This window comes from Mycobacterium sp. NGS24 (assembly GCF_059813065.1).
In genome coordinates, this window is the sequence record NZ_JCALDW010000001.1 from 453,669 (window position 1) to 469,306 (window position 15,638).

Sequence of the window (15,638 nt, forward strand, 5' to 3'; positions counted from 1 at the left end):
GGGGTCAGCCTTTCGCGGTCAGCGGTCTGGCGCGGTTCCAGACCTGGGTGAAAGCGTCTTCGAGGGTGGTCCAGAGCCTTGGCTCATGGTGACGTGACAGAACCAGCACAGGGTTGTTGCGCCCGGGTGAGCCGTAGATGTGGAAGTTGACAATCATGGCGTCATCGACCCGAAAGATCGACGTGTAGAGCGCGGTGTCGTGGGTGCGAATGTCCAGCCCCGGGGTACAAGCGTGAGGGGCGAGCAACTCCACCGACGTGCGGCAGCGGGCGATGACAGCCTCGCCGATCCCTTCCTCCTCACCGCGCAAGATCGTGGTCGCAGTGTCGGGATCCCCGACGAGAAACCGCACCGACACACCGCGGGCGGCGGCGGCGAGCAGGGTGTCGAGGAATCCGTCGAGGGTGTCGAACAGGAACGTGGCCGCGAGCACGAGGATGTCGATGCCGGTGGTGGCGTCGGCGAAATGCTGCTGCCACGTCGTGATCGGCAGCTGAGTACGGCTGGCATACAGGGTCGCGGTGAATGGCCCACCCGCAGACGCTGTTGTCACTGCACGGGGGGTAGCGGCCGGGTACTGCTTGGGCCACAGGTCATGCGGAGTGCAGTCGAGCACCTCGCTGGCGCTGCGGGCGTTGTGTTCGCGAATTCTGTAGTCGCTATCGGCCAGCCAGCGTCGCACCGACTTGATATCGACACCCACCGCGGTGGCGAACCGCTGCGAGGACAGACCTTTGGCCTGTAGCCGCTGCGCGAGGCGATCGTTGGGAGTGATGGCGGCCTCGGTGCCGTCCTGCTCGTCCATCGTGTCAGCGCACATCTTCCCGTGTCGTCCGTATCCATCCTTCAGCGCGTGGTGTCTAGTTTGCCATGCGATTGCCGCCACCCTGCGGCGATAGTGTCGGTGTGATGTCCGTGGGTATGTCCGGCCGTGTCCGAAATGCCCGTGGATGTGTCGGAAATGTCGGCACATGTCTCTCGCAACGTCCGTGATGTCCACGTGAACTGAATCCAGCGCCGGACCGGCGTCAACATCTCACGAAAGGACTAGTAGGACAATGCGTTTGAGAATCGATACGTCTGGAACTCGTTTTATCGTCACCCGCGCTCCGGAGCCACGGCTGAACTTCGAAACCGGCGCCCCGAAAGTCGACACCGCCACCGGGATGCCGATGTACGCCACCCAGGTCCTCGCGCTGGATGACTCCGGCGGCGAAGTACTCAATGTCACCGTGGCAGGAGACCCCAAAGTTACAGTCACGCAGTCTATTTCGGTGGTTGGTCTGGTGGCCATCCCGTGGGCCCAAGGTGATCGCAGCGGGGTGGCGTTCCGCGCTGATGCCCTCACCCCCGCCACCGCCAGTGGTGCTGCGCCGAGTGAGCAGACACGCCCGCAGAAGTAACCCCAAGCGGGTGTGGGGTGCGGTGAACCGATCACCGCACCCCGCCACCCCGGGCATTGCTGTTGACCACACGCTCACGGAGGGCATCTCTCATGACATCGAACAATAAGAACACCACCAACAGTGGATCAGGCGATGACGACTGGTTCGGAGAACTGGTCATGTCGCTGTTCACCGCAGCCGGGTATGTGCTCTGGTGGGCGGTGCTGTTCCCGGCGATCAACGTGCCCATCATCGCCAGCCTCGTGCTTGCCATCAGCCACGGCCCACGCGTGGGCCTGATCTGCGCGATCGTGTGCAGTGCCGGGTATGCGGGCTGGGCCTGGCTCCAACCGGGGTCATTTCGCGCCTGGGTGACCGAACCGGTACGGCGGCGCTGGCTCACGTGGTCGCGCTACACCCGCACCTGGGAATCGACCTGCACCTTGCACGGCCTGACGGCCACACTCGGCGGCCGCACCCTCACTCCCACCCTGCGCACGGTGACAATCGGTAAAACCACCGATGTGCTGGCGGTGCGCATCGTCACCGGCCAGTCCGTGGCAGATTGGCATAAACAGTCCGACGCGCTGGCCGCCGCGTGGCGCGCCGACCGCATCAGCATCACCGCCACCTCGCCTGGCGAACTGCGCATCACTTTAATGCGGGCAGACGTGCTCGCTGAACCGATCGTCCTGCCCATGCCCGCCCCGGCAACCCCGGTGGACCTGGCGCTGGTGCGGGTCGGGATCACCGAAACGCGGCATTGGTGGCAAGTGCCGCTGCTCGGTCACCATGTGCTGATCGCCGGGGCAACCGGCGCAGGTAAAGGCTCAGTGCTGTGGTCGTTGATCGCCGGCATCGCCCCCGCGGTGAAGACCGGACTGGTGCGGTTATGTGTCATCGACCCCAAAGGTGGCATGGAACTCGGTGCCGGAGCACCCCTGTTCACCGTGTTCACCCACGACGCCACCGACACCACCCTGGAGCTGCTACGCCAGCTCGTCACGGTGATGCACGCCCGGGCGAATCGTCTGCGCGGCCACACCCGACTACACACTCCCACGACGTCGGAGCCGTTGTTCGTGGTAGTGATCGATGAAATCGCAGCACTGAGTGCGTATGTGACCGACCGCAAGGTCCGCACCGAAATCGAACAACTCCTGGGCCTCCTGCTCTCGCAAGGCCGCGCAGTCGGCATCAGCGTCGTCGCCGCGGTGCAAGACCCCGCCAAAGACACCCTGCCGTTAAGGCAGCTGTTCACGGTGCGGATCGGGTTGCGCCTGACTGAAGCCACCCAAACCACTATGGTCCTGGGACAGGGAGCACGCGATGCCGGCGCCGAATGTGACCGCATCCCCGACGCGACACCGGGTGTTGGCTACATGATGGTTGACGGCACCGCCTACGCCCAGCGGGTGCGGGCCTTCCACGTCACCGACCACGACATCACCGCGCTGGCCACTCGGTTCCGCCGACCCCCGAGCCGACCGAACAAGACCCACCAGCCACACAACACCGATACCGGGCACACCGTGGGTGAGGGCAGCGGTGAATAGCTCCATGACATCGGCGCAGCTTGCCCTGCCGGGTGTTCCGGATACAGTTGATACCACCCGAGTGGTCGAGCAGATGGTGCGCCGGGCCGCGTCGATGGGATACCAATCCTGGTGGCGACGAGCAGAATCCGTCGGATTCTGCGCTCACCCCATCCAGCTGATCGGTACCGATGAGTACGGGCGTCAGCGGGTGGTGTGGACGCGGTGCAACAACCGTCGCGCCCACATTTGCCCGTCGTGTTCAGATCTCTACGCCCGCGACACCTGGCAACTCGTGCACGCCGGCGCTGCGGGAGGCCACCACGGCATGCCCACCGCGGTGGGCGATCATCCGCAAGTTTTCCTCACCCTGACTGCCCCCAGCTTCGGGGCCGTCCACACCGCCACGACGTCGGGGGACAAGAAAGCGCAGGTATGCCGAGACCAGCACCGGATCGGCGGCTACCGCCGCTGCCCGCATGGAAAACAATTGTGGTGCAGCATGTCCCATGATCATGGCGACGAGCGGGTCGGTCAGCCGCTCTGTCCGGAGTGCTACGACTATGCCGGGCATGTCCTGTTCGCCTGGCATCTTCCCGAACTGTGGCGACGCTTCACCATCACCATGCGGCGCACCCTCCGCAAAGAACTGAAAGCCACCGGTGTGGATCCGGATGCGGTGCGGGTGAGCTTCATCAAAATCGTCGAACTGCAAGCCCGCGCCATCCCACACATCCACGCCCTGATCCGCCTGGACCCCCAAGACGACCCCGATCAGACCGATTGGGAATCACCCATCGGTGCAGTCGAACTCGCCACCATCATCCAACACGCCGCCCGCACCGTCACGCTCACCATCGACGATCCGACCGCTGATACCGATGCGCGGACGATGCGTTTCGGCACACAGATCGACACCCAACCCCTCGCCGCATCCGCAAAACCAGTGAAAAGTGCTCCACCAGAACCAGAACCAGAACCAGGGTCAGGCTCAGGACGGTCCATGTCTGGCCGGCTGGTGGCACGCTATCTCGCCAAGTATGTCACCAAATCCTTGGTAGACCTCGGAATCAGCGCGCGCCGCCTATCTACGGAAGCCATACCCGACCTGGACGTGTCAGAGCATGTGCGGACCATCCTGACCACCATCAGCGATCTCGCGGACAAAGGACTGTCCGGCATCGGGCGGTGGTTGCACACCCTCGGATTCCGCGGCCACATCACCAGCAAATCCCGCCGTTATTCCACTACCATGACCGTGCTGCGCGAACAGCGCGCCATTTGGACGCGTGAAGAACGCTTGAAAAGCACTGCATACCAATACGATCCCAACTGTGACTTCGCCGGTCGCGATGATCTGGTGGCGTGGGAGTTCGAACGTGCCGGCCTCGGCAGCCTCGGCGATCGCAGTCTCGTCTATTCCGCGGCCCTCCAACGCATCCACTCCCGCCTCATCGGACTGGTAGAAGCACGTCGCCAAGCCCACAACGAACAATGGGATCCGCTAGGGGCAAGCGATGGCTGAAAGATGCCCGACTACGACACATGCTCGCTCCGAGTGTGACGTTCGAGTCGATGCTCCGAACATGTCAGAGGGAGGTGTTGAAATTGACCTGCCGAACCGGTATCGGCTCCCGCGCGAGGCCAACCGCGCGCTGGTAAACGTCATACTGGCTATGCGGGACCGGACGCCTAGATCAGGGAGGGGAGTGGCATGAGCCTCAGGTTCGCCTTCTATGGCCGAGTGAGTACCGAGGACGCCCAAGATCCGGAGGCGAGCCGCAGCTGGCAGAAACGTCGTGCCATCGATCTGATCAGTCCGCATGGCGGCGTCCTCGCCGCCGACTACTTCGATATAGGCCAGAGCCGGTCGCTTCCCTGGAAACGCAGGCCGGAGGCTTCACGTCTGCTCGCAGATGTCACTTCTCGTGGCCGTGGCTTCGATGCCGTCGTGATCGGGGAACCTGCTCGCGCGTTCTACGGACCGCAATTTGCGCTCACCTTCCCGGTGCTCACGCACTACGGGGTCGGCCTATGGGTGCCTGAAGTTGGCGGAGCGGTTGATCCCGGATCCGAGGCACACGACCTCGTGATGACGCTCTTTGGCGGAATGAGCAAGGGAGAACGTGCGCGAATCCAGATGCGCGTGCGTACCGCGATGTCGGCACTCGCGCAGGACACAACCAGATACCTCGGCGGTCGCCCACCGTACGGTTATCAACTCGTCGATGCCGGCCCGCACCCAAACCCCGCCAAGGCAAGTCTTGGGCAGCGTCTTCACCGCCTGGAGCCTGACCCCGAGACCGCCCCGACCGTCGAGCGGATCTATCGCATGTATGCCGATGGTGCTGGCTTGCGCTTCATCGCACAGCAGCTCACCGACGATGGAGTGCCATCACCGAGCCAATACGACCCGGCACGGAACCGGCATCGTGACCCACGTGGATGGTCCCATTCGGCGATCCGCGCCATTCTCGACAACCCTGCGTACCGCGGTATCCGTGTCTGGGGCAAGCAGGAGAAGTATGAGGTCCTTTTGAACCCCGATGATGTCGCCGCGGGATATGAGACTCGCATGCGGTGGCGCGATCGGGCCGACTGGATCGCACCCGATCGACGCACGCACGAAGAGCTGATCCCTGATGAGCTGGCGCAGGCTGTTCGTCTCCGGATGCAGGCGCGGCGTGGTCCCGGTCGCGTGTGCAGCAGAGAATCGACAGTGCCGTATGCGCTGCGTGGGCTGCTGTTCTGCGCCGCATGTGGACGGCGAATGCAGGGCGCCGCCCGGCCGGGGAAGCAAACAACGCGGATCCTCTACCGTTGTGAGTTCGGCAAGTCACGTTCTGTACCTGTGGACCTGAGTGATCATCCGCGCACCGTCTATCTCCGCGAAGACGCAGTGACAGCGCGACTCGACGAATGGATCGCCACTCTGGCCGATCCAGAAGACCTCGCACGCGGGCAAGACGTGGACCCGGCGGCCGGACCTGGCTACGCCGCCTTGCAGCGCCAGCTGAGCGAGGCGAATGCCAAAGTGGCTGCCTTGATCACCGCCGTGGAGTCTGGCGTGGCCGTTGAGGATCTAACTGCTGCGTTGCGTCAACGTACCGCCGAGCGCGACGAGCTGAGGGCACGCGTTGAGCGAGTGGAGCGGCCCCGCGCCATGTGTGCCGCCGAGATCAGTGAGTTAGTTAAGGAGTTAGGCGGACTGTCGGTCATCCTCGGCGCGGCAACCGGAGCTGAGCGCGCCGAGGTGTACGCAAGCTTGGGCCTGCGTCTCGACTACGACCCGCATCTTCGGCGAGTCACGGCGACTGCCGACCTGAGTCGTGTCGCCGGATGTGTCCGAGGGGGGACTTGAACCCCCACGCCCATTAGTAGGGCACTAGCACCTCAAGCTAGCGCGTCTGCCATTCCGCCACTCGGACATAACCAACCGCAAGAGTTGGCAGCTAAGGCTATCGGATCGGTCCGCCACGACCCAATCGGCCCAGCACGGGCGGCGGGAGCGCGCTGCGGAGTGGTAGGAAAGGAGACTGTGACCCTTCCCGCTGACCAGGTTTTCGTCGACGACGTGGCTGAGGTGGTCAGCACGCTGATCCGGTTCGACACCACCAACACCGGCGATCTGGCGACCACCAAGGGCGAGGCGCAGTGTGCCCAGTGGATAGCCGGGCAACTGGCCGAGGTCGGCTACCGGACCGAATACGTCGAGTCCGGAGCGCCGGGTCGCGCCAACGTGTTCGCCCGGCTGCCGGGGGCCGATCCGTCCCGGGGGGCGCTGATGATCCACGGGCACCTCGACGTGGTGCCCGCCGAACCCGCCGAGTGGAGTGTGCATCCGTTCTCCGGCGCCATCGAGGGCGGCTACGTTTGGGGCCGCGGCGCGGTCGACATGAAAGACATGGTGGGCATGACGTTGGTGCTGGCCCGCCACCTGCGCCGGACCGGCACCGTCCCGCCGCGCGACCTGGTGTTCGCATTCCTCGCGGACGAGGAGAACGGCGGCAAGTACGGGGGACAGTGGCTGGTGGACAACCGCCCCGACCTGTTCGCCGGGGTGACCGAGGCGATCGGCGAGGTCGGCGGCTTCTCGCTGACCGTGCCGCGCCGCGACGGCGGGGAGCGCCGCCTGTACCTGATCGAGACCGCCGAGAAGGGCATCTCCTGGATGCGGCTGACCGCGCAGGGCCGCCCCGGGCACGGGTCGATGGTGCACGACCACAATGCGGTCACCGTGTTGGCCGAGGCGGTCGCCCGATTGGGTCGCCACCAGTTCCCGCTGGTCATCACCCCCACGGTCGCGGAGTTCCTCGCCGCGGTCGGCGAGGAGACCGGACTGGTCCTCGACGTCACCTCGCCCGATCTCGACGGGGTCATCGACAAGCTGGGCCCGATGGCCCGCATGCTCAAAGCGGTGCTGCACGACACCGCCAACCCGACCATGCTCAAGGCCGGGTACAAGGCCAATGTGGTGCCTGCGACCGCGGAGGCGGTGGTGGACTGCCGCGTGCTGCCGGGACGGCAGGCGGCCTTCGAAGCAGAGGTGGACGCGCTGATCGGGCCCGACGTGACCCGAGAATGGATCCGCAGCCTGGACTCTTACGAGACCACATTCGACGGCGACCTGGTCGACGCGATGAACGCCGCGGTGCTTGCCGTCGACCCGGACGGGCGGACGGTGCCCTACATGCTCTCCGGCGGTACCGATGCAAAAGCGTTCGCGCGCTTGGGAATTCGTTGCTTCGGGTTCAGTCCGCTGCGGCTGCCGCCGGAGTTGGACTTCTCGTCGCTGTTCCACGGCATCGACGAGCGGGTACCCATCGAAGCGCTGCGGTTCGGCACCCAGGTGCTGGCGCACTTCCTCACGCACTGCTGATCACACGAAAGGACTGTTCATGACTGTGCCCAATCCCTATGACGCGTTGCCCGACCTGCCGTCGTTCACCCTGACCTCGGAGTCGATCACCGACGGAGAATCGCTGGCCAACGCTCAGGTCAGCGGAATCATGGGCGCCGGCGGTGAGGACGTGAGCCCGCAACTGAGCTGGTCGGACTTCCCGGCGGAGACGCGCAGCTTCGCGGTCACCGTCTACGACCCGGATGCGCCCACCGCCTCCGGATTCTGGCACTGGGCGGTGGCCAACCTGCCGGTCGACGTCACCGAACTTCCGGCCGGCGCCGGCGACGGCAACAACCTGCCGGGCGGCGCGCTGACGCTGCTCAACGATGCCGGGCAGCGACGCTACATCGGCGCGGCCCCACCGCCCGGGCACGGGCCGCACCGCTACTACGTCGCCGTACACGCGGTGGATGTCGACAAACTCGAACTCGACGAAGACGCTAGCCCCGCCTACCTCGGTTTCAACCTCTTCCAGCACGCGATCGCCCGGGCCGTGATCCACGCGACCTACGAGCAGAAGTAGGCGCCGGGCACGCTCGATGCGCGGCTGCGTGCTGGTGCTGCCGGGTGGGCAGGTCCGCAGCGAGCAAACGTTTCGGTGGTGGCAGCCGGCCGGGTTGCGGATGGCTTTCCTCGTCTACGCCCTGCGGCGTCGGCTCGGACGCGGTGTCAAAGTGGTTCTGGTGCGCTACCGGCTGCGGGGGTGGAACAGCCCACGCCAGGATCCGGTAGGTGACGCCCGGACCGTGCTCCGTCTGCTCCGCGCCCGCTGCGAGCCGGAAAAGGTTGTGCTGGTTGGACATTCGATGGGCGGGCGGGTCGCGGCGCACCTGGCCGCTGAGGGTGGCATCGATGCGGTGGTGGCCTTGGCGCCGTGGTGGCATGGCGACAAGGGCGATCTGATCCCGGTCGGTACGCGGCTGCTGGTGGTGCACGGCAGCGCGGATACTCGCACCGACCCGCAGATCTCCCGTGCGCAGACGCAGCGCGCCCGGCAGCGCGGGGTGGACGCCCAGTGGGTGGGCATCGAGGGGGTCGGCCACCACATGATCCGGCATTGGCGCGAATGGCACTCGCGCACCGCCGATTTCATCGCCGACCAGTTGAGCTAACCCGGCGGTGTCTCTCTGCCGACCGCGGATCCGACGGCGTCACCCAGCCCGCGGAAGCCGCCGTCGCGCAACCGCTGGGCGAGGCCGTCGTGAATGTCCTTGGCCCACAGGCCTCCTCCGTAGACGAAGCCGGTGTAACCCTGCAGCAGCGAGGCTCCGGACACGATGCGCTCCCAGGCGTCGTCAGCGGTCTCAATGCCGCCCACGCTGATCAGCGCCAACCGATCCCCGACACGCGCATACAGTCGGCGCAGCACCGCCACAGCGCGTCGCGCCACCGGCGGCCCGGAGATGCCGCCGGGGCCCAACTCGTCGACGCCGGGCGTGCGCAGGCCGTCCCGCGACACAGTGGTGTTGGTGGCCACGATGCCCGCCAGACCCAACTCCACGGCCAGATCGGCGATGTCGTCGATTTCGGCATCGGCGAGGTCGGGAGCGATCTTGACCAGCACCGGCGTCGTGGGGGCTTCGGCCAGCACGGCCGAGAGCACCGGCCGCAGGGACTCCACCGCCTGCAGATCACGCAGGCCCGGTGTGTTTGGCGAACTGACGTTGACCACCAGATACGACGCCAGCGGCGCCAACAGCCGGGCGCTGGCCCGGTAGTCTTCCACCGCGTCGGCGGCGGTCTTGGTCTTGCCGATGTTCACCCCGAGCGGCACCTCGGGCACCCACTGGGCCAGCCGCGCGGCCAGCGCGCCGGCGCCGTGGTTGTTGAAGCCCATCCGGTTGAGCAGGGCGCGATCCTCGGGCAGCCGGAACAACCGCGGAGTCGGATTGCCGGGCTGCGCGTGGGCGGTGACGGTGCCGATCTCGGCGTACCCGAAACCCATTGCGCCCCAGACTGACAGGCCGGTCCCGTCCTTGTCGAAGCCGGCCGCCAACCCCAGGGGCGCCGGAAAACGCACCCCGAACACGGTGCTGGCCAGGATCGGATCCGTCGGGGCCAGTCTCCGGCTCAGCGCGCGGCGGGCCGGCCCGCCGGCGGTGGCACCGCGCAGCGCAGCAAAGACCAGGGTGTGCACGCGTTCGGCCGGCACCTGGAACAGCACGCCACGCAGCAGACCGTACACGCTCACGGTTCCGACGGTTCGGTTACACGAATCTTCTTGCGCCGCAACAATACCCGCCTGCTGCCATCGGTGTAGAGCCGCACCCGGGTCAGCTCCCAGCCGCGGTACTCCGCCTCGATCGACAGCCGGGTGGACGCGCTGAGCCGGGTGACATCCGGCGGCAGCCGCAGCGGGGCCCACTCGTACTCGTCGGACATGTCCGCTTCCCACCCGGCGGGCAGTCGGCTCCACCGCGGCGCCGTCACTGCCGGCCCGCCGCGTGCTCGATGACCTGAACTCCCGCACCGGACGCGGACACCACATACAAGGTGTCCGACGCCTCGTCGAAGGCCAGCGAGTTCGGTTGCTGCACGGTTGGGTAACGCACCTTTTCCACGGGGATTCCGGTGCTCAGATCGTAACCAACGACCTCGTTGGACGCCGTCTGGGACACCCACGCCAAGGTGTTGGACCCGACCAGACCGTAGGGCGCCCGGCGCACCGGGAACGCCTGACGCAGGATCAGCGGGTTCACGCCGTACACCAGCAGCAGGCCGCCGCGGGTGTCGGCGACCAGCACCCGGCCCGCCGGGTCGACGGTGAGCGTCGTCGCCCCCTCCCCGGCCCGCAGCGCCTGCTCGGCGCGGCCGTCGGCGCCGATCGACGTCACCGAGGTCTGCCCGCAGTCCAGCACAACGGTCGTATCGCCTTGTGTCGCAAGCGCATCGACGCGCGCGAAGATCTTGGTGCGGTTGGCGATGTTTTTTGGGAGTACGTCGCCGTCGAGCGTGTATACCGCGCCGTCGGCGCTGCCCAACACCAGCCTGCCGTCGGCACGCCGCGCGATCGCGGTGAAATCCACCCGCTCGGCGACGCGCACCGCGGTGCTGGTGCCGCGCGCCAGATCGACGGTCAGGTAACCGCCCGAGGTCGCCAGGTAGGCCGTCCCGCGCCCGTCGCCGGCCAACGCGGTCGCGGGTCCGGGCAGTGGGATCTCGCGCGGTGCGGCCTGCGCGCCGATCAGGGCGATGCTGGCGGGTGCGGCCGGGTCGGGGCCGGAGGACAGGACCACCAACTGGCGGGTGCCGGCGTCGAATACGGCGCGTTGCGGGTGCCCCCCGAGTGGTCGCACCGTGCCGGCCGGATTCGCAGCGGGCGGCGCCACCGCGGGACCGGCGGGTTGGATGGTGGGTGGCGCGGCCGTCAGCCCATCCGACGAACACCCAGCCACCAGCATCAGCAGCGTCAGCAGCGCCACCGCGCACCGATTCGGTGACCTCAACCGACCACTCCCGCGACGTCGGCGGCAACCCTGGCTTGTCGAAGGAACGGCACCGCGCTCAATTCCGTCATTTTGGCGGTGTGAAACGGTACGGCGGGGGTATTCTGCCCGTATGACCGTCATCGTTGACCGGCATATTGCAAACCATGAGTTTGTTTTCGAGGACATCAGCGCTGGAATCTTCGCCAGCGGGTATGGACAGGTCGGGGATGGCCGCAGCTTCTCCTTCCACATCGAGCACCATGCGCTCGTCGTTGAAATCTACCGGCCCCGCCTCTCGGGACCCGTTCCGCAGGATGAAGACGTGGTGGCGCGCGCTGTGCGCAGCGTCCGCGACATCGACCTCACCGATGAACGCAGCCTAGCCGCCGCGGTACGCGACTCCGTCGCCCACGCGGTACCCGTCGCGCGCTGAACCGGTCTCCGCAAGCTCCACCCTCAACCAGGTACGGTCGTCGTCGTGTCCGCCGTCGTGCCCATGTCCTGGGGACAAGTCGTCGTCCTTTCCGTGGTGCAGGGACTCACGGAGTTTCTGCCGGTCTCGTCCTCGGGGCATCTGGCGATAGTGTCGCGGGTGTTCTTCAGCGGGGACGCCGGTGCGTCGTTCACCGCGGTCAGCCAACTGGGGACCGAGGCCGCGGTTCTGCTCTACTTCGGGCGCGACATCGTGCGCATCCTGCGTTCGTGGTTCAACGGGCTGATCGTGAAGTCTCAGCGCGACGCCGACTACCGGCTGGGCTGGTACGTCATCATCGGCACCATCCCGATCTGCGTGCTGGGCCTGCTGTTCAAAGATCTGATCCGGTCCGGCGTGCGCAATCTGTGGGTGGTGGCCGCGGCGCTGGTGGTGTTCTCGGCGGTGATCGCGCTGGCCGAATATCTGGGCCGGCAACGACGCGACATGGAACGTCTGAACTGGCGTGACGCCGTCATCGTGGGCGGCGCGCAGTGCCTGGCGCTGGTACCGGGTGTGTCGCGCTCCGGGGCGACCATCAGCGCCGGGTTGTTCCTGGGGCTGGAACGCGAACTGGCCGCCCGCTTCGGTTTCCTGCTGGCCATCCCGGCGGTGCTCGCCTCCGGCCTGTTCTCGCTGCCCGACGCTTTCCACCCGGTCACCGAAGGGATGAGCGCCACCGGCCCACAGCTGCTGGCATCGACCCTGATCGCGTTCGGGATCGGCCTGGCCGCGGTGTCGTGGTTCCTGCGTTTTCTGGTGCGGCACAACATGTACTGGTTCGTCGGGTATCGGGTGCTGGTCGGTGGCGCAGTGCTGATCCTGCTGGCGACCGGGACGGTCGCGGCGACATGACCGTGCTGCTGGTGCGTCACGGCCGGTCCACGTCGAACACAGCGGGGACCCTGGCCGGCCGCTCCGAGGGCGTCGACCTCGACGACAAGGGACGCCAGCAGGCCGCCGGGCTGGTCGATCGGATCGGTGATCTGTCGATCCAAGCGGTGGTGACTTCGCCGCTGCTGCGGTGCCGTCGTACCGTGGAGCCGCTGGCTGAGGCGCTGTGTCTGGAGCCGCTGGTCGAGGACCGGATCGCCGAAGTCGACTACGGCGAATGGACCGGCCGCAAGATCGGCGAGCTGGTCAGCGAGCCGCTGTGGCGGGTGGTGCAGGCCCATCCCAGCGCGGCGGTGTTTCCGGGCGGGGAAGGCCTGGCACAGGTCCAGGCTCGCGCGGTGGCTGCCATCCGGGAGCACGACCGCCGCCTCGGCGAGCAGCACGGCGGTGACGCGCTGTGGGTGGCCTGCACCCATGGCGACGTCATCAAAGCGGTGATCGCCGACGCCTACGGGATGCACCTGGACAGCTTCCAGCGCGTCAACGCTGATCCGGCGTCGGTGAGCGTGGTGCGCTACTCGCCGCTGCGCCCGTTTGTGTTGCACGTCAATCACACCGGGGCGCGGCTGTCGGCCGGCCTGCACGCGGCGCCTCCAGCTCAGCCGGAGGAAAAACCCGCGGAGGCGTCGGACGGCGAAGTGGCTTCCAGCGACGCCGTGGTGGGTGGCTCCACCGGTTAGCGGGGCGCGCCCTGGGAATACGAGTCGCACAGCGACCAGACCTGCACGGTATTTTGGAAGAGCCATGGCCCGCGCAATTCACGTATTCCGTACACCCGACCGCTTCGTGGCCGGGACCGTCGGGCAGCCCGGAAACCGCACCTTCTACATCCAGGCGGAGCACGACTCCCGAGTGGTGTCGGTGGTGCTGGAAAAACAGCAGGTCGCGGTGCTGGCCGAACGGATCGGCGCGCTGCTGCTCGAGGTCAATCGGCGCTTCGGCACGCCGGTGCCCCCCGAACCCACCGAGGTCGACGACCTGAGCCCATTGACCATGCCGGTGGACGCCGAATTCCGGGTCGGGACGATGGGGCTGGGCTGGGATTCCGAGGCGCAGACCGTGGTGGTCGAGCTGCTGGCTGTCACTGATGCAGAGTTCGACGCTTCAGTGGTGCTCGACGACACCGACGAAGGTCCCGATGCGGTGCGGGTGTTTCTGACCCCGGAGTCGGCCCGCCAGTTCGCGACCCGGTCCAACCGCGTCATCTCGGCCGGCCGTCCGCCGTGCCCGTTGTGCGATGAACCGCTGGATCCCGAGGGACACATCTGCGCACGCACCAACGGCTACCGGCGCGACGCGCTCTTCGGGTCCACCGATGAACCCGAGGTCTGACGAACGCGAGGCGCTGCGGGACGGCGAACTGACAGTCCTCGGCCGGATACGCTCGGCGAGCAACGCCACCTTCCTCTGCGAGGCAGCGCTGGGTTCGGTGGCCGTGCACTGCGTCTACAAGCCGGTCGCCGGGGAGCAACCCCTGTGGGACTTTCCCGACGGCACGTTGGCCGGCCGCGAACTCGGGGCCTATCTGGTATCGCAGGCGCTGGGGTGGAACATTGTGCCGCACACCATCATTCGCGACGGGCCCGCCGGTCCCGGCATGCTGCAGCTGTGGGTGCAGCAGCCCGGCGATGCCGCCGACTCCGATCCGCGGCCCGGCCCCGACCTGGTGGATCTGTTTCCCACCGGCAAACCGGAGCCCGGTTACCTGCCGGTGCTGCGGGCCTACGACTATGCCGGTGACGAGGTGGTGCTGATGCACGCAGACGACGCGCGACTGCGGCGCATGGCGGTCTTCGACATCCTGGTCAACAACGCCGACCGCAAGGGCGGCCACGTCCTGCACGGACTGGACGACAACGTCTACGGGGTCGACCACGGCGTGAGCCTGCACGTGCAGGACAAGCTGCGCACCGTGCTGTGGGGGTGGGCCGGCAAGCCGATCGACGAACCGACGCTGGAAGCGGTCGCCGGGCTGGTCGACGCGCTGCGCGGCCCGCTGGCCGCCGAGCTGCGGGGCCGGATCACCACCGCAGAGATCGCGGCGCTGACCCGCCGCGCGCACGCGTTGCTGGACGATCCGGTGATGCCCAGCCCGAACCGGCACCGCCCGATTCCGTGGCCGGCGTTCTGACCGGCGATACTGGGGCGGTGAACCCGGCCGCGAGCGACCTGACGGACGCCGCGCTGGCCGCGGAGCTGGCCGTCGACGCGGGAAAGCTGCTGCTCAAGGTGCGCGACGAGGTCGGTTTCGACTACCCCTGGGAGCTGGGCGATGCCGGCGACCGCCGGGCGAACTCCCTGATCTTGCGTCGCCTTGCGGTTGCGCGGCCCGAGGACGCAGTGCTCAGTGAGGAAGCTCACGACGACCTGGTCCGGCTGAAATCCGACCGGGTGTGGATCATCGACCCGCTGGACGGCACCCGCGAGTTCTCCATGCGGGGCCGCGACGACTGGGCGGTGCACATCGCGCTGTGGCAACGCCCGTCCAATGGCAGGCATCAAATCACCGACGCCGCGGTGTCGCTGCCGGCGCGCGGCAACATCGTGTACCGCACGGACACCGTCACCGCGGATGCCGCGCCCGTCGGCGTTCCCGACGTCATCCGCATCGCTGCGAGCGCCACCCGCCCGCCGGCCATCCTCTACCGCATGCGTCAGCTCATCGACATCGAGCTGGTGCGGATCGGGTCGGCGGGCGCCAAGGCAATGGCGGTCATCGACGGGGTGGCCGACGCCTACGTGCACGCCGGCGGGCAGTGGGAGTGGGATTCGGCCGCGCCGGCCGGTGTGGTGCTGGCCGCCGGGATGCACGCCTCGCGCCTGGACGGCTCGCCGTTGCTGTACAACCAGCTGGACCCCTACCTGCCGGATCTGCTGATGTGCCGCAGCGAGGTGGCGCCGATCCTGCTGGACGCGATCCGCCAGTCGTGGTGGTGACCCCGGTTCGGTCACCGGGCGAGCCGACGGCGTTGAGTGTGAGCCGACGGCGTTGAGTGTGAGCCGACGGCGTTGAGTGTGAGC

Annotated in this window: 17 protein-coding genes and 1 tRNA gene; 13 read left to right on the forward strand and 5 right to left on the reverse strand. The window is 67.1% G+C overall.

Translation table 11 applies throughout. The features are described from left to right. Nucleotides 1-4: 4 nt before the first annotated feature. Nucleotides 5-805 (reverse strand): hypothetical protein, encoded by an 801-nt coding sequence (locus AC5Y6Y_RS02080; protein ID WP_011560562.1) that lies wholly within the window; start codon nt 803-805, stop codon nt 5-7. 253 nt (nt 806-1,058) lie between these two features. On the opposite strand from AC5Y6Y_RS02080, the gene AC5Y6Y_RS02085 reads away from it, so the two are divergent. The 4 genes from AC5Y6Y_RS02085 to AC5Y6Y_RS02100 all read left to right on the forward strand — a co-directional run bounded on the left by AC5Y6Y_RS02085 (nt 1,059) and on the right by AC5Y6Y_RS02100 (nt 6,281). Continuing rightward, nucleotides 1,059-1,403, forward strand: coding sequence for an SCO3933 family regulatory protein (locus tag AC5Y6Y_RS02085; protein WP_011560561.1), 345 nt, complete (start codon nt 1,059-1,061; stop codon nt 1,401-1,403). Nucleotides 1,404-1,495: 92 nt separating this feature from the next. After that, complete coding sequence (locus AC5Y6Y_RS02090) at nt 1,496-2,941, forward strand: FtsK/SpoIIIE domain-containing protein (protein WP_017205322.1); 1,446 nt, start codon at nt 1,496-1,498, stop codon at nt 2,939-2,941. 4 nt (nt 2,942-2,945) lie between these two features. Then, the gene (locus AC5Y6Y_RS02095) at nt 2,946-4,445 is read left to right on the forward strand and encodes a replication initiator (RefSeq protein ID WP_011560559.1); all 1,500 of its coding nucleotides are present in this window, start codon (nt 2,946-2,948) and stop codon (nt 4,443-4,445) included. 189 nt (nt 4,446-4,634) lie between these two features. Beyond that, nucleotides 4,635-6,281, forward strand: a complete 1,647-nt coding sequence (locus AC5Y6Y_RS02100; RefSeq protein WP_011560558.1) for a recombinase family protein — start codon at nt 4,635-4,637, stop codon at nt 6,279-6,281. Here AC5Y6Y_RS02100 and AC5Y6Y_RS02105 read toward each other — a convergent pair. After that, nucleotides 6,263-6,348 (reverse strand) — tRNA-Leu (locus AC5Y6Y_RS02105). The genes AC5Y6Y_RS02100 and AC5Y6Y_RS02105 overlap by 19 nt on opposite strands. Before the next feature lie 110 nt (nt 6,349-6,458). Between AC5Y6Y_RS02105 and AC5Y6Y_RS02110 the strand changes: the two genes are divergently transcribed. The 3 genes from AC5Y6Y_RS02110 to AC5Y6Y_RS02120 are packed head-to-tail and all read left to right on the forward strand — an operon-like array spanning nt 6,459 to nt 8,935. After that, nucleotides 6,459-7,799: a M20/M25/M40 family metallo-hydrolase gene (locus AC5Y6Y_RS02110; RefSeq protein WP_499929155.1), complete on the forward strand. Its 1,341-nt coding sequence runs from the start codon at nt 6,459-6,461 to the stop codon at nt 7,797-7,799. 19 nt (nt 7,800-7,818) lie between these two features. Next, nucleotides 7,819-8,346, forward strand: coding sequence for a YbhB/YbcL family Raf kinase inhibitor-like protein (locus tag AC5Y6Y_RS02115; RefSeq protein WP_463824435.1), 528 nt, complete (start codon nt 7,819-7,821; stop codon nt 8,344-8,346). 16 nt (nt 8,347-8,362) lie between these two features. Continuing rightward, complete coding sequence (locus AC5Y6Y_RS02120) at nt 8,363-8,935, forward strand: alpha/beta hydrolase (protein WP_499929157.1); 573 nt, start codon at nt 8,363-8,365, stop codon at nt 8,933-8,935. Here AC5Y6Y_RS02120 and AC5Y6Y_RS02125 read toward each other — a convergent pair. The 3 genes from AC5Y6Y_RS02125 to AC5Y6Y_RS02135 are packed head-to-tail and all read right to left on the reverse strand — an operon-like array spanning nt 8,932 to nt 11,224. After that, entirely contained in the window at nt 8,932-10,008 is a 1,077-nt protein-coding gene (locus AC5Y6Y_RS02125) for a quinone-dependent dihydroorotate dehydrogenase (protein ID WP_499929340.1), read from the reverse strand. The two genes, AC5Y6Y_RS02120 and AC5Y6Y_RS02125, sit on opposite strands and share 4 nt — an antisense overlap. Nucleotides 10,009-10,010: 2 nt before the next feature. Continuing rightward, nucleotides 10,011-10,253: a DUF5703 family protein gene (locus AC5Y6Y_RS02130; protein ID WP_463824433.1), complete on the reverse strand. Its 243-nt coding sequence runs from the start codon at nt 10,251-10,253 to the stop codon at nt 10,011-10,013. After that, nucleotides 10,250-11,224, reverse strand: a complete 975-nt coding sequence (locus AC5Y6Y_RS02135; protein WP_499929342.1) for a YncE family protein — start codon at nt 11,222-11,224, stop codon at nt 10,250-10,252. The genes AC5Y6Y_RS02130 and AC5Y6Y_RS02135 overlap by 4 nt, the downstream gene beginning before the upstream one ends. 157 nt (nt 11,225-11,381) lie before the next feature. Here AC5Y6Y_RS02135 and AC5Y6Y_RS02140 point away from each other — a divergent pair, with 157 nt between their 5' ends. The 6 genes from AC5Y6Y_RS02140 (at nt 11,382) to AC5Y6Y_RS02165 (ending at nt 15,554) form a co-directional block, all read left to right on the forward strand. Further along, complete coding sequence (locus tag AC5Y6Y_RS02140) at nt 11,382-11,684, forward strand: hypothetical protein (RefSeq protein WP_463824432.1); 303 nt, start codon at nt 11,382-11,384, stop codon at nt 11,682-11,684. Between the two features lie 63 nt (nt 11,685-11,747). Continuing rightward, nucleotides 11,748-12,578: an undecaprenyl-diphosphate phosphatase gene (locus AC5Y6Y_RS02145; protein WP_499929344.1), complete on the forward strand. Its 831-nt coding sequence runs from the start codon at nt 11,748-11,750 to the stop codon at nt 12,576-12,578. Further along, the gene (locus tag AC5Y6Y_RS02150) at nt 12,575-13,297 is read left to right on the forward strand and encodes a histidine phosphatase family protein (protein ID WP_463824431.1); all 723 of its coding nucleotides are present in this window, start codon (nt 12,575-12,577) and stop codon (nt 13,295-13,297) included. The genes AC5Y6Y_RS02145 and AC5Y6Y_RS02150 overlap by 4 nt, the downstream gene beginning before the upstream one ends. 64 nt (nt 13,298-13,361) lie before the next feature. Continuing rightward, nucleotides 13,362-13,949 (forward strand): DUF3090 domain-containing protein, encoded by a 588-nt coding sequence (locus AC5Y6Y_RS02155; protein ID WP_463824430.1) that lies wholly within the window; start codon nt 13,362-13,364, stop codon nt 13,947-13,949. Then, nucleotides 13,933-14,748, forward strand: a complete 816-nt coding sequence (locus AC5Y6Y_RS02160; protein WP_463824429.1) for an SCO1664 family protein — start codon at nt 13,933-13,935, stop codon at nt 14,746-14,748. The genes AC5Y6Y_RS02155 and AC5Y6Y_RS02160 overlap by 17 nt, the downstream gene beginning before the upstream one ends. 17 nt (nt 14,749-14,765) lie before the next feature. Continuing rightward, a complete protein-coding gene (locus AC5Y6Y_RS02165) occupies nt 14,766-15,554 on the forward strand; it encodes a 3'(2'),5'-bisphosphate nucleotidase CysQ (protein ID WP_463824428.1) in 789 nt (262 codons plus the stop codon). The last annotated feature ends 84 nt before the right edge of the window (nt 15,555-15,638 follow it).